Genomic DNA, 21,589 nt, shown 5'->3' with positions numbered 1-21,589 from the left:
GGGGGTAACTACGAAAGTGCTTTATTTTTGCAGGCTTTTAGAGGCGATTTAACAAAGACATCATAGTAGGGTATCGAAAAATTATGAATTAAATATTAAGGAATGACTCTTCAGTTATGAGGTGTTCCACAAAATTTAACTTATTCAATTGCACCTTCTAGTTTTAACGTCATCAAATTTAAAACCACTAATTCTAATTCTTAGCTATTAATCCTCTAATATCAATCATCCAAATCATCGACTAAATTTAAACGAGCTTTAAGTTCACATTCCTAGTACAGGCTCATAGAGTTATTTGTAAAGTATATTAGCGTGTGGAAGAGACAACTTTTTAATGATTAAAGACCATACTTAAAGAGCTTAAAACTCTATCTACTGTAAAACTAATTTTGAAATTATAAATAGTACAAGTAGACTTAGGATATCTATTATTACCAGTCTCTAGGGCATAGACTTTAAATAACGACAAATGACTCCATAAACGAGTATCAGTACTAACTATTTTGGACCATCAACTGGATAAAAATAGTCCATAAAATGAAACACGTATAAAATAAGCCTAAAACGAGCCTAAAACGACATCACTATAAAAGCTGCTTTGAACTTATAAACGGGCCATAAAAGTTGCAGACTCCATCAAAGTCTTAACACTGAAGCTTTAGAAACGTTAGCGTTATACGCATATAATATCAATACCTTGCGAGAGCGAGACACTACATGAGCGAACCTATGAATTCTATGAATAAAGACAACACCACACCCGATCTAACCTTGCATCCCAGCTTTAAACTACTCGAACATCGCAAAATTGAGGCATTGTCCTTAGATGTGTTGATCAGTCAACACAGCCAAACAGGGGCAATGCACTATCATTTAGCGCACCCAAGTGATGAGAACGCGTTTTTGGTTGGCTTTCGTACCCAGCCTATGGACTCAAAAGGTGAGGCGCATATTCTTGAGCATACGGCTTTATGTGGTTCTGCTAAATATCCGGTGCGTGACCCGTTTTTCTCAATGATAAAACGCTCGCTCAATACCTTTATGAATGCGATGACAGCGGCAGATTGGACCGCTTATCCGTTTGCGACACAAAATAAAAATGACTATTTTAACCTGTTGTCTATTTATTTAGATGCGTCGTTTTTCCCTCGTTTACATCCGCTAGATTTTGCTCAAGAGGGCATTCGTGTAGAGCTTGATGAGGATGACAAGCCGCAGTTCAAAGGGATTGTATTTAACGAGATGAAAGGGGCAATGAGCGGTGAGATTGACCAGCTATATCATAGTGTGGCTCATCATCTATTCCCAACCACGACGTATCACTATAATTCAGGTGGCGACCCAGCAGATATTCCAGATCTAACGCATGAAGAGTTGGTCAGCTTCCATAAAAGCCATTATCATCCCTCAAACAGCGTGATAATGAGCTTTGGAAATATCCCAGTAGCAGAGACTCAAGCCAAGATTCATGACGATGCGTTAGGACAATTTAGTCTCGGTAAAAAGCATGAGTCTCGTGCCGAAATACGGTTTGATGCGCCCGTTAAAGTGACAGAAACCTATACGGTAGACGAAATCGATAAGGCGCAAACGCATCATGTGCTAGCTTGGCTATTGCCCGAGATTACCAATCCAAGACAGCGCTTAGCGTTACGTTTGCTAGAAGGAGTATTAATAGAGCATGCTGGATCGCCCTTGCGTGCTTATCTAGACAGCCATCCTTTAGCCACGGGACCAAGTCCTCTATTAGGACTTGATGACAGTCATTTTGAAATGGTGTTTTATGCAGGCGTACGGGGTTCTGAAGAAGAGCACGCAGAGGCCATCGAGCAAGGTATTTTAGATCTGTTGCAGCAAATAGCGAGCAGTGAGATTGATGCAGAGACGATCGAAACTATCTTACATCAGATTGAGATTGATCAGCGTCATATTGGCGGCGACAGTATCCCTTATGGATTGAACTTAATGCTAGAGGGCTTTAGTACCGCCATTCATGATGGCAATCCGATTGACATTTGGGAAGTGGATGAGCATCTACAGTGGCTACGCGAGCAAGTAAAAGATCCTGCTTGGTTGCCAGGATTGATTAAGCAGCATTTATTAGACAATGCCCACCGTGTTCGCGTGACATTGGTTCCAGATGCGACTAAATCTGCCAAGCTTGCTGAAGCAGAACAAGCTAGGCTTGATGCCCTCGAAGCCACTCTAACAGAGGCGGACAAGCAGCAGTTGAAACAACAGGCTTTAGATTTGGCTGCCCGTCAGGCCGCAGAGGATGACCTAAGCTTATTACCAAAAGTAGGCTTAGAGGATGTGCCTGAGTCAGTGAGCTTCGTACATGGTGAGCAAGTGGATATTAAGCTTGAAGATCGGGATAGCGTACTGCATCAATATCAAGCAGGCACTAACGGCTTGTATTATTATCAATTGATTATGCCTTTGGCAGGTCACGATGATCTCATCAATCATCCTCTATTGCCCATCTACTTAGGATTATTATCAGAGCTAGGTACGGATACCTTAACGGCACGTGAGTTTCAGGCCCTGCAAGCCGCTCACTCGTCTGGGGTGACAGCGCGTGTAAGCCAACGTACGACCACTTATGATGCTAATGCGTTGACCAGCTACTTTGTGGTTGCCACACGGGCACTCAATCGTAAACCTGAAGCTATTGACTTGGTGAAGCAAGTCCTTGAGCACAGTGTATTTACAGAGCATGACCGTATCAAAGAATTACTTCAACAAAAACGCTCAGGTTGGCAGTCCCGTGTAGCCAGCGCGGGTCATGCTTATGCCATGCAGACCGCGAGCCGTGGCATGAGTCGTCAGGCCGAGCTTGAGTATGTGCGTAGTGGCTTACCGGCATTAAATGCCCTTAAAGCATTTTTAGCCCATGCTGAAGACGATGAGTCTAAATGGGATGAGCTGGCTGGTGCATTAATGGCATTACACAAGCGCTTTGCCAGCTTGCCAAAGCAGGCATTGATTGTATGCGAGCCCGAACAGACTGAGCACTTCAAAAGCTTAATTGAGCAAAGTTGGCAGGCGTCCTCTAATACAGGCGGTCATAAAGACAACACTAACCTGCTTTCTGAAACTATCCCTACTGAATATACCGAGCTACAACTTAAACTGACGGCAAGTAAGAAGGCGTCGTTAGATAGTAAAGGTAGTAATGACAGCTTTAACAAAGACAATGACGCGGATACATCGGGTACTCAAGTCGAAGACTTAGCGTGGCTGGTCGCAACCAATGTCTATCACAATGCGTCTGTCTTTCCAGCGGTGACTGCAGACCATCCTGATGCGCCTGCTTTAATGGTATTGGCCCCCTACTTACGGAATGGCTATCTACACAGTGCCATTCGTGAACGAGGCGGGGCTTATGGAGGCGGGGCAGGCTATGACGCCAATGCCTGTGCCTTTAAGTTCTTTAGCTATCGAGATCCATACTGCGAAGAAACCTTTGATCACTTCTTGCAAAGTGTACAATGGTTGCTCAATGAGCCCCAGCAGCCTGAACAATTAGAAGAAGCCATATTAGGTATCGTCTCAGGCATGGACAAACCGGGTTCACCAGCAGGAGAAGCAGTCAAGTCTTGTTTTGCAGAGTTGCATGAGCGTGGTGAGGCTTGGCAGCAGGATATGCGGGGCAAAATCCTTGCCGTCACTTTAGAAGATCTAAAACGAGTCGCCTCAACCTATCTAAAAGACAAGCCTAGCGTTAAGGCAGTTTTAGCGCCGTTTGATAAGGAAGAGGTGGTTAAGTCTTTAGGATTTAAGGTGGATAAAGTTGCCAGTTAGGGCGTGTGGAACATTCGCAAATTAGCACTGCTGATAGCTAAAATCTTTCCAGACTAGGCGCAAACTGACGCTAATGCCCGAAGCGTATTGGACCTTGGCTAGGTTTGTAACAATGTCTGGGGCGATTTTAGCATCAGCCCGAAGGGGCGGGACTCTTTTTTGCAAATATATGGCGGCTTTTAAAAATTTAGGGTTCTAACTTAGAATGACTAAGCTTCAAAAATTTCACTGCATATTGACTAAAAAATAGTCTCCGCCAGTGCCATGGTCGAATGTTCCACACGCCCTAATGGGTGTTTAACCTTTAACTCGTATCGTTAACTAAAATAGAATTTCATAATAAAAAGCCCCCAAACATAGCGTTATGTTTGGGGGCTTTCATTGCATTATACTTTATTAGGACTTAATCACGAGTAGACATTATGGCAACTGGTTATTATTTATGAATCCTCTGAAGATAGAGCCAGACGCTCCATAAATAATAACCAGTCGCTTTTAAAGCCGTAAAATCGTATGTTTGTGTAAGTCCTATTTATAAATCGTTTCTAACAAGGCTAGTTCAGCTTCTAATAATGTCAAAAGACTGTCCAGATTAGGTAGCGTTTTATCCGAGCCTAAGATACCAAAATGTAGCTTATCAAGATAACTGGTGATAGTAATATTGAGTGCCTGCCCATCGAATATGACTGAAGCAGGATACAGAGCAGTCAGAGCAGCGCCATCCCAATATAAGGGTTGCTTTGGTCCGGGAACATTTGAAATTAAAATATTAAACGCCTGTTTTTTGGGATAGGCATTGGTCAATAAGTTGACGCCCTCCCAAGCATATACAATCGCACTGTAATTGATCACCTGTGCCTGCTGCATACGACCAAACTTATCTTTACCATGCGTCATACTGGCGTTTATCGTCTGCATTCTTTGAAGAGGATCGGTCAGGTGAGTGGCTAAGTTACATAAGACCAGCGAGGCTTGGTTACCCGTTGCGCTATTATCCTTACGCAAAGATACAGGTACGAAAGCGACTAATGGCTCATCAGGTAATTGGTTTAGATTAAGCAGGTAATTGCGTAGTGCCCCAGCGCATACAGCAAGTACTACATCATTGCTACTCACTTTTAGCCAGTCTGCAATGCGTTTAATTCTAACCAATTCAAAGTCCATGGTCATAAACTTACGAGAGGGTGATATGCGCTGATTTAATACACTGTTAGGCGCCTGCAGGGTGGACACATAACCCAGCTCTCTATGAGACATTATGTCATGTTTTAGTTCATTATAGACAGGCTTTAGAGTCGTAGCTTGTTCTTTTAAAATTTTCATTATAGAGCGTTTGGGGGGAGCCACACTTTGCAATGTCTTCTTATCACGACGTAATAGAGCCCAAGGGGGCAAGTTCATGACTTCATTTGGGGAGTATGAAAATGACCTTTCGACCAGACGCATGGCAGCAATACCGTCTACCAGCGCATGGTGAATCTTAAAGTATAAGGCAAACCGCTGTGTGCCCACTTTTGATGACGGCGCAATACCTTCGATAATATGACATTCCCATAATGGATACTTTTTATCAAGCACGTTACTATGGACGTCTGAAATATAGTCATAAAGAGCCTGAATCGTATAAGGCTTTGGTAATACCATATGATGAAAGTGGTAGTGTAAGTCCAAATGGGGTGTGGTTTTCCAAAAGGTCAGGTTGTGTAACACTTGATTAAAGGGAAAGGTAGGTGGCGTGTTGCCCGTTCTCATCTGTCGTACTAAATTGGATACAAATTTAGAATCTGCCGCTTCAGGTAATTCAAATAAAAACAGCCCACCGACATGCATGGGCTGTTTGCGTTTTTCCAATAAGAAAAACAGCTGTTCTACTAGAGATAAGATACGCATAGTTACCCTTGCAATGGCTTTTGACCAACCCCTTATTATGGCAATATAATGAAATATTATAAAAGGCAGTAATAAAACGAGCTATCTAAACTATGTAATCAAAACTATATTATTAAAACTTTTACTATAGCTTTTTGGCAGACTTAGTTATCACAACTAACTGACTGCTTTGAACGGACTGCGTTGAACTGACTGTGTTGAACTGACTGTGTTGAACTGATTGAGTTAAACAGATTACGTTAATTCGAAAAAGGTAAAGACAGTAAGAAGATAAACATTAGCAATGTGTTAAATAACACTAATCACGAATTCCCAATGCTCTTTCTTTACAGATGTCTTCGAATAGAACCAGTTCATTTTCGATCAATTTTAAAATATTCTGAATTTTTGGCAATGTTTTACTGCACGCGACGATACCAAACTCAATTCGGTCTAGGTAGCTGGCTAAGGTGATATTTAACGCCTGACCATTAAACAAAATAGACGCGGGATATAGTGCCCTAAGCTCTGCACCATTCCAGTATAGTTTCTTTTGCGAGCCAGGAACATTTGAGATAATTAAGTTAAAGGCTTGTTTTTTGGGATAAAGGTTAGTGAGTATGTTGACAAATTCCCAGCTATACGACACAAGGCTATAGTTGATGACTTCAGGTTGGCTCATACGACCAAAACGCTTTTTACCGTCATTCATACTGTTATGCACAAGTTTTAAGCGGTCTAATGGGTTGTCTAAGTGAGTCCCTAAATTGCATAGTATAAAAGCAAACTGGTTGCCAGATGCGCTTTCATCTTTACGCATGGAGTAGGGGACCCACGCTATTAAGGGTTCTTTAGGAAGCTCACTGATAGATTTCAAGTAGTTTCGCAATGCGCCTGAGCAGACGACCAAAACCACGTCATTAATACTGATACCAAGGTTTGTGGCAATTCTTTTGAACCTATCAATATCGTAGGATTCAGCAGTGAATCGTCTCGAGCTAGAAATGCCTTGATTTAAGATACTTGCTGGCGCTTGAGTCGTTTTCACATAATATGTTTTTCTCAAATCCCCCACCGTACGTGCCAATTCACTAATAACAGGTTTCGCGGTCTTGATTTGGTCTCTGACAATTCTGCCCATCGTTCGTTCAGGCGGCAATACACTTTCAATATGATGACGATGGCGCATCATTAAAGCCCACAATGGCAAAGTAATGGTCTCATTAGGTGAGTGAGATAATGACTTTTGAACCAAGCGCATTGCGGCAACACCATCTACTAATGAATGGTGAATCTTGAAATACATGCCAAATCGTTTTGGTCGCCCTTCTGATTCAGGTTCAATACCTTCAATAATGTGGCATTCCCATAGAGGACGTTCTCTATCTAAAAGACGTCCATGTTCTTTTGAAATATAGGATAACAATTCGCGAACTCGAGCCGGTTTAGGCAGAGCGATGTGACGAAAGTGATGTTCGACATCAAACTCCTCATCCTCCTTCCAATACGTTAAATTGTAAAGGACTTGATTAAAAGGAAACGTTGGTGATACTTCGGATGCTTGCATTTGTTGTACTAAAGTGAGTACAAAATCCTCATCGGCATCGGGCGGTAATTCAAATAAAAAAAGCCCACCAACATGCATCGGCTGTTTTCTGTTTTCTAAAAGTAAAAATAAAAAATCTGTAATAGATAATAGTCGCATGGCATTCCCTTGCTATGTCAGAGTGTTATTATATGTTTTCGCAATTAAGTATTGCTTTAAAAAGTTAAGCATAATTAATTTACCATGATTCATTTTTGTCATAATATTGTTGATAAAGCAAGATATATCTATCTAATAATATAAGGCATAGATAGTTTTAATATGAAAACATATATAAAACACTATTTAATGTAACTTCATATAGAATCTATTTCTAAAGTTTGATTAAATCAAGGTTTAGAGGCAGACCTTAGATAAGTTAAGAACTCACAGCAAGAGCTAATTATTGGAAAAAATAACCGGTTTGAGGGGAGCTTGCAACGGCCATTTTACGTTTTGGCATCCGACCGGCTAAAAATGATGCTCTACCTGCCCATATAGCATGTTTCATTGCATGAGCCATCAATACGGGATGTTCAGCATAAGCGAGGGCTGAGTTCATCAGTACGCCGTCACAGCCCAGTTCCATAGCAATAGTGGCATCGGATGCTGCACCCACCCCGGCATCAACCAAGACAGGAACATTAAACGCTTTGGTATTTTCAATAATAATGCTTAAAGTGTGAGGGTTTAATAAGCCTAACCCTGAACCGATTAAGCTACCCAAAGGCATAATAGCCACACAGCCCATGCTAGCAAGCTCTTTAGCGATAATAGGGTCATCTGAGGTATAGACCATAACCTCAAAACCATCATCAATTAACGTTTGAGCGGCATACAAAGTCTCAGTCACATTAGGATAAAGGGTGTCTTCATCTCCTAGCACTTCTAGCTTAACTAAGTTATGACCATCAAGCAGTTCGCGTGCTAATTGGCACGTGCGAATAGCACTGTCTGCATCAAAACAACCGGCAGTATTAGGTAATATTGTATATTTAGAAGGAGGAATAACGTCTAGCAGATTGGGTTGGTCTTTGTGTTGACCAATATTGGCACGTCTTATAGCAACGGTGACAATTTCTGCACCAGACGCTTCTATAGCATCACCAGTTTGCTGGAAATCTTTATATTTCCCGGTGCCAACCAGCAGTCTTGATGAAAAAGTTCGGCTACCAATTTTTAAGAGATCTTGTTGTAATATAGATGGGGAAGGTAAGTCTGTTGTCATAGTTATTCCAGTTACCGTATTTTATTATAAAATGAAAGATTATCTTTAAGTTATAAGCATAAAAGTAATAATGCTTGTTACAAAAAATGATTATATCAAATAAGTGACTGTATTAAGGTTGAAAATAGGTATTAAAAGGTTATCGTGAATAGGGAGTACTATAATAGCTTATAGAGATTAGAATATTATGATCGTAGGTTTCACTTGCTAATCTTTGGTTAAAGCAGACAACGCTATAGGAATCCTTTATAATCTCATATTATTATATATTTAAGGTTATAACTGACTTTACTGTATAGAGAATATATTGACAAAGGTGTATTTATGAATTCGTCACGACAATTACTATTGGGCACAGGCGTGTTTCTTGGTGGTAGCTTATTACTATTTGCCATGGTTAAGCAGATGGATCAACCTTCAGCAAGTGACACCGATGGTGCGCCGAAAGTGGCGGAGGTAAGTAAAGAGTCTGCTAACGCTCAAACACCCCTGACAGCTGATCTTGAAACTGAGGAGCGTATTTTGGCGCAAAAACGTCAAGAGCGTGAAAAAAGAATGGCTGAGCTGGATCAGCGTACCAGGCAGTTTTTGACTGAGCAAGAACAAGCTGAAGCGTTGGCTATGAATAAAGCCCGTCTGGAGAATGAGCAGTATCGTAATAATGCTATAGAGCCAGTTGTTGATGGTATTCCTCAAGATGAGAATACGGCACAATCAAGCGTAACAGTGACAAAGCCAGTCGTTAAAGCAAGGCAGGTGGAGTCTGTGTCAGTCACACCTAATCAACAGAGGGAAACTCAACCGGCTGCTCAACAACCCACAGTGAATAGTGTTCTTAATCAAAAAGCTCAAGCGCCTAGCCGGACTCAAAACCATACGGTCGCACGCGGCGAGGGGCTGATTAAATTATCTCGCCAATACAATGTGCCTCTTGAAGCGCTTTCACAAGCGAACAACTTGTCTAAAAATACCACACTTCATGTGGGACAAAAGTTGACAATTCCTTCAAGTAATCAGGTTGATCGCTTGGTGCGAGAGTATAATGCTCGTAATACTAATAGTACTATACCGCAAACTAAGCCTCAGACGACAAAGCCGACCTCAACCGCAAGTTCTAATAGCGCTCCCACCCGTCAAATTGGCTATACTGTTAAGCCTGGTGATGGCCTAATAAAACTTGCTCGTCAATATAATGTGCCAGTAGAAGCATTAGCCGAAGCTAATAATATGAGTACTGGCGCGTCGTTACGAGTAGGGCAGACACTGACTATTCCCTCACGGATGCAAGTTGCCAGACTGCAACGAGAAGCTGAACAGAAAAAAGCTGCTGAACAACAAAAACGTGATGCACAGCAGCGCTTGGCTGAAGCACGCAGAAAAGCGGCTAGTGGAGAAGCGAAGGGTACATTTGGGGTACAGGTTGCCTTAGCAGATAATCAACAAAAAGCCGATGAGATCGTTAAAAAGTTGCGGGCTGCCGGTTATTCAGCGTCAACCAGCTCTACGAGCCGCGGTGTCCGTGTCATGGTCGGTCCTGAAAAAGGTAAAGATGCGGCATTGGCACTTAAAGACAAGATAAATGCTGACTCTCGTACCGGCGTTAATAATGCATGGGTACTATATTGGCGCTAATGGCTTCATTGGCGATAATGGCTTCATTGGCGATAATGGCTTCGTTGGCACTAATGGCTACTGTAAGTAACCAGAGTTGAATTTATGAATGACATTATTTGGTAGATTTCAGTAATCTTGTAGATAATACTAATTGAACCAACACGACACTAGATGTCGTGTTTTTTTATGCAACCCATAAAATTGCTTCGTGTTAAAGGTCAACAATGAGATAATTAAATTGTAAACTATTGTTTTTCATATAATTAAATGGTTTATAACCCTAACTAAATTCATGACTTCTATGTTTAATTTTTAATAAATTTCCCTAAATTTCAAGATATTGCTAATTTAGTTATTGCTGTTGATAAGGTCTTAAAGGTGGTACGTATTAAGTGAACTATATAATGTTGGTTGTCATGGTATTGGTGGCATTCATAATAATATTCAGTATTATTGCCCAGCGGCGCTATGACAAAAGAAAAGAGAAACCAGTAAGAGGAGATGAACTTGCTGTTTGGCCTTTTGAGCCGATGCCGATTATGACTGATACCGAAGTGTTATTTTTTGCTAAGCTACAAAAGGCTGTGCCAGAGTACTATATATTTAGTCAGGTGCAGTTGTCGCGTGTAATAGAACCAAGTGAGGCGGCAGGAAATGATAGAAGCTTTTGGTTTAATCGGATTTGTCGTCAAAGCGTGGATTATGTGCTGGTGGCTCAAGATGCACAGACCACTTTGCTAGCAATAGAGCTTGATGACTGGACGCACGAAAGTGCCGCCCGTACAAAAGCAGATGAAAAAAAGGATAAGGCATTAGCGAGTGCTGGCATACCAATTTTAAGGTTTCATGCAGAGCGTATGCCAAGTGTGCCTATTATCCGCCAAGATGTTGAGGCCATAATTAATAAATACCATTAATTTTACCTCATCTAAAAAAGCATCTGAACACGTCTAAAACCCTAAACTATTATTTTGAATCTAAAAAATTTTGTTAAGTAACGAGTCATATACATACATAACTAAATATAAACAGGTATTTTGGAATTATTCGTTACTATATTGATAGCTGGGCTTTTAAATTGGTTTTAGTATTTTTTACCATGAGTATTCTTTTTAATGTGACTATTAATAAATGTGACTATTAATAAATGTGACTATTAATATGTTTTGTTTGAAGAATAGTAATGCTCTATAAGCTCAGCAGTGCTATATCTGTTTTAACCGATTTAAAAGCCTACTATAAGCCAGGTTAATTATAATAATTTACCAAGCAAGGATAAAAATAATGAAAGACAATATTGATCATAATGATCCTGTAAAAAGCATGAACCCAAGTGTCGGCGAAGGGGGTGAAACTCATCTTCGCGCTGAAGGTGATTCACCCGTATTAACCACACAACAAGGTGTGCCCATCTCTGACAATCAGAACTCTTTAAAAGCGGGTCCTCGTGGTCCATCTTTACTCGAAGATTTCATCTTACGTGAGAAAATCACTCACTTCGACCATGAGCGTATTCCTGAGCGTATTGTTCATGCCCGTGGTTCTGGTGCTCATGGTTATTTTGAGTTAACTGAATCTTTAGAAGAGTATACAACGGCTAAAATCTTGACGGAAACGGGTAAACAAACGCCATTATTCACTCGTTTTTCAACTGTCGCGGGTAATAAGGGATCTAAAGATACCCCACGTGATGTTCGTGGTTTTGCCGTAAAAATGTATACTTCAGAGGGTAACTGGGATATCGTTGGCAATAACATGCCAATTTTCTTTATTCAAGATGCCATTAAATTCCCTGATTTGATCCACGCGGTAAAGCCTGAGCCAGACCGTGGTTACCCACAGGCCGCCTCTGCGCATGATACGTTTTGGGACTTTGTATCATTGAGCCCAGAAACTTTACATAACTTAATGTGGTTAATGAGTGATCGTGCGCTCCCTCGTAGCCTTCGTATGATGGAAGGCTTTGGTATTCACTCTTATCGTCTCATTAATAAAGAAGGTAAGAGTACTTTTGTTCGCTTCCACTGGAAACCTGTACTAGGCGTACAGTCGTTGACGTGGGACGAAGCCGTTAAAATCTCTGGTGCAGATCCTGACTATAACCGTCGTGATTTATTTGAAGCTATCGACGCTGGTGATTATCCAGAGTGGGAATTTGGCGTTCAGTTATTTACAGAAGAAGAGGCTGAGAAATTCCCATTTGACCACTTAGACGCTACTAAGCTTATTCCTGAGGAATTGGTACCCGTAAAAATTGTCGGTAAAATGGTATTAAACCGCTATCCTGACAATTTCTTTGCTGAAACTGAGCAAGTCGCTTTCTGTCCTTCTCACATTCCACCAGGTATCGACTTTAGTAATGACCCATTGTTACAAGGTCGTTTATTTAGCTATTTAGATACTCAGTTATCTCGCTTAGGCTCACCTAACTTTGCGCAAATTCCAATCAATGCGCCAAAGTGCCCATTTGCCAATATGCAGCAAGACGGACATATGCAAATGCAGGTGCCTAAGGGTCGTGTTATGTATGAGCCTCAAAGCTTAGATCCTAGTAAGCCTCGTGAAAGCGTGAAGAAAGGCTTTAGCTCATTCCCAGAACAACTAGATGATGGCGTGAAAGGCCGCGTACGTAGCGAAAGCTTTGCTGACCATTATAGCCAGCCTCGTATGTTCTATCGCAGCCAAACTCCAGCTGAACAAGCCCATATCGCATCAGCCATAGCTTTTGAATTAGGTAAAGTCGATACCGCTCATGTTCGTACTCGTACGCTTGGACATCTCATTAATATTGATGAAGATCTAGCAAATCGTGTTGCAAATGCACTCGGTATGGAGCTTCCTGAAGCGCCAGAGCCTCGTGCTAAGATTCAAGATCTTCCTGAATCTCCAGCAGTTCAAACCATAGGTTTAAGTCCTAAGACCTTAAAAGGCCGTCAAGTAGGTATCTTGATTGGTGAAGGCTCTAGTCGTGAGCAAGTGACTAGGTTTGAAAATGCGATTAAAGCTGCTGGTGCAACGGTTAAAATTGTTGCCCCTGGTAAAGAGGCACTTTTAGATGACGGTACTCGTGTACAAGCAGACGAACGAGTTGCTGGTGCGCCATCCGTATTATTTGATGCGGTTGTCAGTATCATTATGCCAGATGTGGCTAAGAAACTTGCGAAAGACAGCTCGACGTTGGATTGGTTTACAGATGCTTATAACCACTGTAAAGCGATTGCCTACTGCCCGGCAACTGAAGAGTTTATCTTAAGCAAACTTCCTGTCGAAAAAGATGAGTTCGTAACGCCGCTAGATGAACTTGATACCTTTGTTGAAAATGCTAAAACTCGTTTATGGGAGCGTGAGCCCAAAGTACGTGATTTAGCATAATGTTTATTTTAAGTTGCTAACATTTCTTAGATTTAAGGAACCAGTCATAGTAATATGGCTGGTTTTTTTATGCTTAATAGTTAGGGATGAATGATTAATGGTTAACTAAAGTGATTTTTGAATTTAAAATAAGATATGCGAAATAGGTAGCGAATGGTATAGTGACGTAATTCCATTGGTTAGGCTTAAACTTTTATAATGAAAATATATCTAAACAAGGATCTCAGAACGGTTTAAAGAATTGATAACAGTTAAGTTACTAACACTAATAAGTCACTTTGATAGCTTAATAAAAGAAGGCGATACGCTTAATATGGAGCATAAGTAAACAGTTATTGTCGTATAACTCGAATTAAATACGTGAGTTAAATAGTTGAATTAAATATGAGTCTAAAATGAATTATTTAGCATTCTAATTTAAAAGAGCATCATTGATAGGGATCGTCATGAGTTTAATAGAGACAGTAGCGATTGATGGATATATTCAGACAACGTACTTAGCGGTATATCCTGATAAACTTTTATTATTAGATTCAGGATGCTATGGCGATGTTGATAATATTTTAGACTACATAACGAATACGTTAAATCGGCCAATCACACAGCTAAAAGCAGTCGTGGTCACTCATATGCATCCGGATCATGCCGGTGGTGCTGCCTTATTAAAGAAAAAGACAGGATGTATAATCATATCTGGTGTGACCTATAAACCGTGGTATGCAGGGGTGAAGGGTAGGTTAAGCCATCTTAACGATCTGGCGCTGACTTATTATGTAGCAAACCGTCAAGGTAAACCTTTCATAAAAGTATGGTATGACCCTATATTAAAACCTGATATTGAGGCTAGGGATGGAGATAGAGTGCCTGGTTTTGAGGATTGGGTCATCTTACAGACACCAGGGCATACTGATCACGATCTGTCACTCTGGCATGAGCCTAGTCAGCAGATTTACACCGCAGATTTAATATTAAAAATTAAAAATAAATACATGTCTCCGTTTTTAATTACCTTACCTCATGTCTATTGTGCCTCATTAAACAAAGTGAAGGCTCTACGTCCTAAAACGGTGTTATTGGCGCATGGCGAAAAATGTGAGATTGGGCAAGAGGACTATGATAGGTTGATTGAAAAAGCGCCAAGCCACCCTAGAGTGGTAAATTTAACAGCGGGATTTAATTTTAATTTGCCTCAGTTTCGGTTTGCTCGAAAGCGAGGCGAATCTAAAAGATAGAATGTTTTAGAATTGTTAATACCTACTATTTATGCCAAAGAAAAACCCCGATTAAACAGGGTTTAATCGGGGTTTTAAGTATGTGGTGGGCCGACCGCGACTCGAACGCGGGACCAATTGATTAAAAGTCAACTGCTCTACCAACTGAGCTATCGGCCCTGAGCGAGGAAATAACGAAGCACTGCTTCGTCCGAGCGCAAGAGAATTTGCATATACCGCAAATTCTAGAAGCTAAATATCCAAGCTAGGTTTAAAACAAATGCAAGAGAAAATTACTTAAAGGTAATTTTCTAAAGAGTATAAGACGAAGCACTGCTTCGTCCGAGCGCAAGAGAATTTGCATATATCGCAAATTCTTAAAGCTTTATATCAAAGCTAGGTTTAAAACAAATGCAAGTTAAAATCCCTTAAGGGGGATTTTAAGGAAGTGTATAAAACGGTTTTAATAAACCATACTGCTTTTTTCAGCTTCGCAAGAGAATTTTAAATAGTAAAAATTCTAAAACCTATCTCCTAAACGTTGTATTGTAACCCTTTAGAAGAGAGGCATATTATACTTATCAAATCTGAGAATGCAAGGTTTACAGCGAATATAATTTAAAAAATTGTTGTCAGCAGTCCTAATATTTGAATGTTCAACACACCTAAAATAAAAACCCCGATTAAGCAATTGCCTAGTCGGGGATTTAATCGTTACTTCAAGAATATGGTGGGCCGACCGCGACTCGAACGCGGGACCAATTGATTAAAAGTCAACTGCTCTACCAACTGAGCTATCGGCCCTGAGAGGCGTATAAAAAAAAGCACTGCTTTTTTAGCCTCGCAAGAGAAAATTACTTAAAGGTAATTTTCTAAAGAGTATAAGACGAAGCACTGCTTCGTCCGAGCGCAAGAGAATTTGCATATATCGCAAATTCTAAAAGCTTTATATCCAAGCTAGGTTTAAAACAAATGCAAGTAAAAATCCCTTAAAGGGAATTTTCTAAACACGTAAGGGGTTGCTGTATCCCCTTAACGTGAGAGCACATTATACGCTTCAAAAATGAGATTGCAACCCTAAATATTAATTTTTTTATATTTTCTCAAGTTTTTTAAATATTTAAAGTTGCCGACTATTAAATAACTTCCTAAATAGCATCATAACTTAATCTCTAGAAAGTGCTTCAACTGGGTCAAGCTTGGCTGCATTGCGTGCCGGCAAAAATCCAAACAATATGCCTATGAGCGTAGAACAAACGAATGCAGCGATAATCGAGGTGGGGGAGTAGATAACCTTAAAGCTATCAGACCCTAAGCTATTAATGCCTTCACCGATCGCAAACGCCAATAACACGCCAAGTGCCCCGCCTAAAACACAGACCAATATCGCCTCTATTAAAAACTGCTGCATAATATCACTTTGACGTGCACCAACTGCCATGCGTACACCAATCTCATTGGTTCGCTCAGTCACTGAAACTAACATGATATTCATTACCCCGATACCGCCAACGACTAAAGAGATGATGGCGATAGATGAGATGAGCAATGTCATGGTTGTGGTAGTCGATTCGATAGTTTGACGAATAGAGTCAGAATTACGGGTTCTAAAGTCATCCGTGCCATGTCGACTTTCAATGAGCTCTGAAATGGCAGATTCAGCAGCGCTGGTTGAGATATTATTATCAATCAAAGCCACAAAGCTATCGATATTATCTCCGCCTACAATACGAGACATCATAGTGGTGTAGGGCATATAGATGGTTGGGGTGTCTGAAGCTCTTGCAAAAGCATTGTCATTAGGCGCAAGGACACCAATAACCCGTCCGGGTACATTGCCGATTAACATAACCTCGCCAATGGGGTTGTCAATATCTTCAAAAAAAGTAGACTTGGCATTGTCATCAATGATCACATCTTGCATACGCCTAGAGATGGTTTGGGCATCAAACGATTGACCCAAGGCTAAGGTTTCACCTGTGACAGTTAAGTAATCTTGTCCCACGCCACTGATACTGGCCGACTCTTGTGTATTACGATAGCGGACACTGGCATTGGTATCTAATTGGGGGCTGACACTTCGTACATAAGGCTGATTGGCCACGGCTTGTGCATCATCAGGGGTCAAATTATCATCATTATAGCGGCGTCTAGGGTCGCCATACGGATAGCCGTCTATCACTGTGATAGTATTAGTCCCAAGCGAGCTAATATTGGCCAATATTTGCTGCTGTGACCCTTGGCCTAAGCCCACGACTGAAACAACAGACGCAATGCCTATAATAATGCCCAACATGGTTAGCAGGGTGCGCATTTTATGAGCGCGCATCGCCAGCACTGACATTCTAAAGGCTTCAGTTATGCGATCGAAAAAGGAGCCGATACGGCTTTTTCTCTGATTATTAAGGTGTTGACTATCAAGGTGTTGACTAACTAAACTGGGTCGATCCGAAGAAGGGTTGATTGATGTTGTTGTAGGAACCGCTGGAGTATCATTTTCTGTATTTGAAGAAGAGTTGCTAGACGATACCAATTGGGGCGTGGCTGTTAGGCGTTGAAAGTGCTCATTTTGATAGTCAGCAATAATGTGACCATCTTTTAATTCAATCACCCTTTCTGCTTGATCAGCAATAGAGGGATCATGGGTCACCATAATCACGGTGTGACCTTGATCGTTCAACGTCTTTAAAATATGTAGAACATCTTTTCCTGACTTGCTGTCCAAGGCACCTGTGGGCTCGTCAGCTAAGATAATATCACCGCCATTCATAAGCGCTCGGGCCACAGACACTCGTTGTTGTTGGCCTCCTGAAAGCTGATTGGGTCGATTGTGTAGTTTGTCACCAAGACCTAAGTCGGTTAATAGCTGTTCAGCGCGCTGAATGCGAGCTTGACCATTCATACCTGCATAGACTGCTGGGACTGCGACATTATCCCTAGCATCAATATCGCCTAAAAGATGATAGCGCTGGAATATAAAGCCAAAATGTTCCCGGCGCAGCTTCGCCAGAGCGTCAGGGTCTAGCTGCTTGACCGACTTACCAAAGATAAGGTATTCACCTGCAGTGGCCTGATCAAGACACCCCATGATATTCATCAGTGTCGACTTGCCAGAGCCTGACTGACCGATAATCGCAACCATTTCGCCTTGATAAATAGTCAGGTTGATATTATGCAAAATTCGAACCGTCTGCTCACCTGCTGGAAACTCTCTTATAATGTTAGAAAGTTGCATGATAGGCGTGGCGTTTTTTAGGTCTTTTGGGGAAGACGGCAGGGTAGTAACGTCTTGTTCCAAATTCTTATCCTCGATTTTAAAACGCTCTGGGTGTACTGTAGCAGCAATTTAGTAAATACAGATGACTTAAATATAGAGCGTTCAATATAGAGCGTTAAATTAGGGGTAACTTCGATAGCATAAGTTCTTCTATTTGTTTTGTTAAAGTCGAGGTGGTCGGCTACCAGAGTCACTTTTACCAGTTTCTTCACCAATAATGATCGTCTCTCCTTGTTGCAACCCACTCAGAATTTGAGCGTTAACTCTATTGTCAATTCCAACCTTAACTGGTCTGTTTTCGACACTGCCATCTGGCTTTAAGACTCGAACAAAAGTGCCTTTTATGTTGGCAGCTTTGTTATCAGACTTATCAGACTTATCAGATTTTGGATTAGAAGCTTGAGCATCACTGCCATCAGGTGTGCTATTAGGAGATCCTTTTTTAATTGCAGCAGAGGGGACTAATAGTACATTCTCAGCTTTATCTAAGATGATATACACTTGGGCAGTCATATCAATTCGAAAGCGGCGTTCGGGATTGGGGACTTCGATATAACCCACATAATAAATAGCCGAATCAGTTGAGCTGGTGTTACTTATCTGTTCAGGGGCAGGCTCAATGGCGGTTAATACCGCATTATATTTCTGATCAGGGTTGCCAATCGTATTAAAATAAACGGGCATGCCGGCTTGGACATTAATGACATCAGCTTCAGATATTTGCGCGTTAATTCGCACCGTGGATAAGTCGGCTAAGGTAACGATAGTAGGGGCAGATTGATTGGCATTAACGGTAGTGCCTTGTTCGGTAACCACAGCGACAACTGTGCCATCCATAGGCGCCCGGATAGTGGTATAGCCTAAGTCTGTTTTCGCAGTATTCAAATTGGTTTGTGCTTTTTGTAAGTCGGCTTGATTACTGGCTATTGTCGCTTGAGCAGTAATTAACGCTGCTTTAGCGGTTTTAATGGCAGCTTCGGCATTAGCCACTTGAGCCTGAGCGGTTTCTACACTGGTTTGAGCAGTGTCTAACTCTTGCTCACTAATGGCGTCTTGTGCTAACAAGGGGCGTAATCTGGCATAATTTGACTGAGCTTGCTTTAGCTCCGCTTTACGGCTAGCAAGGTTCGCTTGGGCGCTTTCTAAATCGGCTTGACGGCTTAGATAATCTGCCTGTGACCCTTGTAAACCTGCTCGTGCTTGCTGCAAAGTCGCTTCTTGATTTGATACATTATTGTCTTGGGTGACTTGATCTATCTGAGCGATAAGATCGCCTTTTTTAACCTGATCGCCAACATCAACATAGAGCTTCGTCACTTCACCAGAAACCTGAGCACCAACATCGACCGTATTTAATGCTTTGACTTTGCCAGACGCCATGACATTATTTTCGATATCACCGATCTGTGCAGTCGCAGTAATATAATTTGGTGTCTCTTCTTTAGGTTTAAATTGGTTGTAGGCTAAAACCGCTAAACCAAGTGCAATGAATCCGAAAACGGCCCATTTGATCCATGATTTGCGGTTCTTTGAGTGAGCAACAGTCGCCATAACGTCATCCAAAGTTTGATTTTATAAATATAGTCAGCGAACTTATAAAGAGTCACGGCGTTAACCACGTTAAGCCTACTCCAGTAGTACTTGCACTCGGTTGCCTTATGACTACTTTAAAGTTCTTTGACTATACAATAATACCGTAATGGCATTAAAAGAGTATGGTTATAAGTTTACTTAAGGTTACTGAAGCTGTTTAATTAAAAGGTTTTTTTACCTTAAATAGGGAAAGACTAGGAAATTAAACGTAAATAATTTAAATGAATTTTAATCCATAATTTAAGCGAACAAACGCACCCCAGTTGCTCTTAATGCCGCTTGCAATATAAGCTCCCATGCCGGCTGACGGATGACACCTTTTACCGCTTTATCACATTGGTAAAGAATATCAGACCAGTCTGAGATGCTTTGAAGGTTTTGACGGCGGCAAGCTGACTGGTATAAAGACTGCTTACTACTCCAGATACCCAAACTCTGTGGATCTTGTCCACCCATCAGTTGCATTATTAAGCGCATATCTTTACTAATTGCCCATAATACCAATGGAGTAGGCTCATCTGTGGCTTTTAATTGTTCAATAATTTTTACCACTTGAGGCGCATTTCCAGCCAAAATGGCATCAGACAAATCAAAAACACTATATTGTGCATCACTGACTAACGCCTGTTGTAATGCGTCGACATCAACTGTGACAGTAGGCGTGCTTGAGGTAGTTGAATTAGAAGAGGCAGACTTAATATCAGGGGCAAACAAATAAGACAAACGCCACAAGGCTTGGTAAGCGCTCAATAAATGATGTTCCGTCTGAACCATTAAAAATTGCCACGCCTCCGGTACAAGATCTAAGCCAAAACGATGAGCTTGTATTGACAGTAGTTGTTGACGCTGCTGCTCGTTATATAAGTTGCAGTCAATGACATGACCTAGCTTGGCAAAAGGAGCAAACCATTGACTACTTTGTGAGCGTTTATCGACCTTTGATGTAAGCCATAACACACAGTTTTGATTGTTTCCAGCATTCGCTTCAGTGGCGAATGCGTCTAGTTCTGCTAGTACTGATTTATCTGGCTTATGATTGCCTGTCACAATAACCGCGGTGGCATCATCAAACAAAGATAAACTATTAATCTCGCTTAATACATCCTGCCATGTCTTAGTAGACACCAACTCAATACGTTTTATCGCTAGATTTTGCGCCTTCCAAGAGGCCCTCATCGCATCAATTAGCCACTGCTGTAACAAGGGCTCATCACCATGTGCTAACCATAATCCCGTCAGACTTAAGTTCTGAGCTGAGGGCGATGCGCTAAGTTTGGGATAAACGTTTAAAAAAGAGTCCTGCATAAGCTATTATGTCGAGTCAATCAAATTGGCCCTATCCTAATTTATCGGGAATGATTGGTAGTTATCGGAAGTTATCCTTAATTACCGTGAGTTAGCGGGATTACTTAACGCAAAGGGCTCTGAAGGTTTAGTTCCCTGAGCGGGTGCTGCACTAGGCGCTTGGCGAGGTAGGCTTAACGCCACGTATTGATCTGTGATGCGTTGAGCTAAGTTCTCATATAACCAACCTTGAATCTGCTGACCTTGCTTGTCCTCAATACTGACCGACGCCTCGTCAAACTGATAAGTGCGCTCGACCTGTATAGTATTTTTGACAATAACCGGCTCATTAAAATGACCATTGGTATTATTTAGTGACTGATACGTGACATCAGCCGATAATACCAAACGCACTTCGGTCAATACCCCGACCAGTTCGTAACGTTTAAACCTAATATTATCGACTCGAATAGTGGCCGTATATAACTGGTTACTACTATTGATTTGACGTCCTATATCATCGACAACATTTACCCCCACATCGTTTAGTTTGTCCTTTAAAGGGCGTTTTAAACGGAAGCTGGTAGGGTCATCGTCTATGCTAAGCACAGTACTACCGACCACATAAGATAGGGGGGGCTCATAGCCACGCAGATGAAACCCACAACCTGTCAACACCAGTGGCGCAGCAAAGGTGACAGTGGCTAAAATAGAGGTAGTTAAAGCGATGCTTAAACGATTATGAGTCATAC

General features: G+C 41.3%; 12 protein-coding genes and 2 tRNA genes. 5 read left to right on the top strand and 9 right to left on the bottom strand.

Going from position 1 to position 21,589, the window contains the following annotated elements:
• The first annotated feature begins 717 nt into the window (after nt 1-717).
• Nucleotides 718-3,804, top strand: a complete 3,087-nt coding sequence (locus AC2SLT_RS06750; protein ID WP_486546882.1) for an insulinase family protein — start codon at nt 718-720, stop codon at nt 3,802-3,804.
• Nucleotides 3,805-4,332: 528 nt separating this feature from the next.
• Here the strand turns inward: AC2SLT_RS06750 and AC2SLT_RS06745 are convergent.
• The 3 genes from AC2SLT_RS06745 to AC2SLT_RS06735 all read right to left on the bottom strand — a co-directional run bounded on the left by AC2SLT_RS06745 (nt 4,333) and on the right by AC2SLT_RS06735 (nt 8,486).
• On the bottom strand, nt 4,333-5,694 hold the full coding sequence (locus AC2SLT_RS06745) for a WS/DGAT/MGAT family O-acyltransferase (protein ID WP_486546881.1): 1,362 nt from the start codon (nt 5,692-5,694) through the stop codon (nt 4,333-4,335).
• Between the two features lie 298 nt (nt 5,695-5,992).
• Nucleotides 5,993-7,378, bottom strand: a complete 1,386-nt coding sequence (locus AC2SLT_RS06740) for a WS/DGAT/MGAT family O-acyltransferase (protein ID WP_486546880.1) — start codon at nt 7,376-7,378, stop codon at nt 5,993-5,995.
• Nucleotides 7,379-7,661: 283 nt separating this feature from the next.
• On the bottom strand, nt 7,662-8,486 hold the full coding sequence (locus tag AC2SLT_RS06735; RefSeq protein ID WP_486546879.1) for a thiazole synthase: 825 nt from the start codon (nt 8,484-8,486) through the stop codon (nt 7,662-7,664).
• 324 nt (nt 8,487-8,810) lie between these two features.
• Here AC2SLT_RS06735 and AC2SLT_RS06730 point away from each other — a divergent pair, with 324 nt between their 5' ends.
• From AC2SLT_RS06730 to AC2SLT_RS06715, 4 genes are all read left to right on the top strand, one after another.
• A complete protein-coding gene (locus AC2SLT_RS06730; protein ID WP_486546878.1) occupies nt 8,811-10,118 on the top strand; it encodes a LysM peptidoglycan-binding domain-containing protein in 1,308 nt (435 codons plus the stop codon).
• A gap of 374 nt (nt 10,119-10,492) precedes the next feature.
• Nucleotides 10,493-11,017: a DUF2726 domain-containing protein gene (locus AC2SLT_RS06725; protein ID WP_486546876.1), complete on the top strand. Its 525-nt coding sequence runs from the start codon at nt 10,493-10,495 to the stop codon at nt 11,015-11,017.
• A 367-nt stretch (nt 11,018-11,384) separates the two neighbouring features.
• Nucleotides 11,385-13,472, top strand: coding sequence for a catalase (locus tag AC2SLT_RS06720; RefSeq protein ID WP_486546875.1), 2,088 nt, complete (start codon nt 11,385-11,387; stop codon nt 13,470-13,472).
• Nucleotides 13,473-13,918: 446 nt separating this feature from the next.
• Nucleotides 13,919-14,704 carry an MBL fold metallo-hydrolase gene (locus AC2SLT_RS06715; protein WP_486546874.1) on the top strand — a complete coding sequence of 262 codons (786 nt, stop codon included), beginning with the start codon at nt 13,919-13,921 and terminating at the stop codon, nt 14,702-14,704.
• A gap of 83 nt (nt 14,705-14,787) precedes the next feature.
• Here AC2SLT_RS06715 and AC2SLT_RS06710 read toward each other — a convergent pair.
• The 6 genes from AC2SLT_RS06710 to AC2SLT_RS06685 form a co-directional block, all read right to left on the bottom strand.
• A tRNA-Lys gene (locus AC2SLT_RS06710) sits at nt 14,788-14,863 on the bottom strand.
• A 548-nt stretch (nt 14,864-15,411) separates the two neighbouring features.
• A tRNA-Lys gene (locus AC2SLT_RS06705) sits at nt 15,412-15,487 on the bottom strand.
• 361 nt (nt 15,488-15,848) lie between these two features.
• Nucleotides 15,849-17,918, bottom strand: a complete 2,070-nt coding sequence (locus tag AC2SLT_RS06700; protein WP_486546953.1) for a MacB family efflux pump subunit — start codon at nt 17,916-17,918, stop codon at nt 15,849-15,851.
• A 204-nt stretch (nt 17,919-18,122) separates the two neighbouring features.
• Complete coding sequence (locus AC2SLT_RS06695; protein WP_486546873.1) at nt 18,123-19,511, bottom strand: permuted SH3 domain-containing protein; 1,389 nt, start codon at nt 19,509-19,511, stop codon at nt 18,123-18,125.
• A 282-nt stretch (nt 19,512-19,793) separates the two neighbouring features.
• The gene (holA, locus tag AC2SLT_RS06690; protein WP_486546872.1) at nt 19,794-20,858 is read right to left on the bottom strand and encodes a DNA polymerase III subunit delta; all 1,065 of its coding nucleotides are present in this window, start codon (nt 20,856-20,858) and stop codon (nt 19,794-19,796) included.
• A gap of 81 nt (nt 20,859-20,939) precedes the next feature.
• The gene (locus tag AC2SLT_RS06685; protein ID WP_486546871.1) at nt 20,940-21,587 is read right to left on the bottom strand and encodes an LPS-assembly lipoprotein LptE; all 648 of its coding nucleotides are present in this window, start codon (nt 21,585-21,587) and stop codon (nt 20,940-20,942) included.
• Nucleotides 21,588-21,589: the final 2 nt, after the last annotated feature.

The sequence above is a fragment of the Psychrobacter sp. CX18 genome, assembly GCF_057396215.1.
The sequence above is the reverse complement of the archived record's forward strand: the minus strand, read 5'-3'. Positions and strand labels throughout refer to the sequence as shown.

Excerpts from the sequence above, each read along its gene's own strand:
- AC2SLT_RS06750 (WP_486546882.1), top strand. The coding sequence starts at position 718 with ATGAGCGAACCTATGAATTCTATGAATAAAGACAACACCACACCCGAT.
- AC2SLT_RS06745 (WP_486546881.1), bottom strand. The coding sequence starts at position 5,694 with ATGCGTATCTTATCTCTAGTAGAACAGCTGTTTTTCTTATTGGAAAAA.
- AC2SLT_RS06740 (WP_486546880.1), bottom strand. The coding sequence starts at position 7,378 with ATGCGACTATTATCTATTACAGATTTTTTATTTTTACTTTTAGAAAAC.
- AC2SLT_RS06735 (WP_486546879.1), bottom strand. The coding sequence starts at position 8,486 with ATGACAACAGACTTACCTTCCCCATCTATATTACAACAAGATCTCTTA.
- AC2SLT_RS06730 (WP_486546878.1), top strand. The coding sequence starts at position 8,811 with ATGAATTCGTCACGACAATTACTATTGGGCACAGGCGTGTTTCTTGGT.
- AC2SLT_RS06720 (WP_486546875.1), top strand. The coding sequence starts at position 11,385 with ATGAAAGACAATATTGATCATAATGATCCTGTAAAAAGCATGAACCCA.
- AC2SLT_RS06715 (WP_486546874.1), top strand. The coding sequence starts at position 13,919 with ATGAGTTTAATAGAGACAGTAGCGATTGATGGATATATTCAGACAACG.
- AC2SLT_RS06700 (WP_486546953.1), bottom strand. The coding sequence starts at position 17,918 with ATGCAACTTTCTAACATTATAAGAGAGTTTCCAGCAGGTGAGCAGACG.
- AC2SLT_RS06695 (WP_486546873.1), bottom strand. The coding sequence starts at position 19,511 with ATGGCGACTGTTGCTCACTCAAAGAACCGCAAATCATGGATCAAATGG.
- holA (WP_486546872.1), bottom strand. The coding sequence starts at position 20,858 with ATGCAGGACTCTTTTTTAAACGTTTATCCCAAACTTAGCGCATCGCCC.
- AC2SLT_RS06685 (WP_486546871.1), bottom strand. The coding sequence starts at position 21,587 with ATGACTCATAATCGTTTAAGCATCGCTTTAACTACCTCTATTTTAGCC.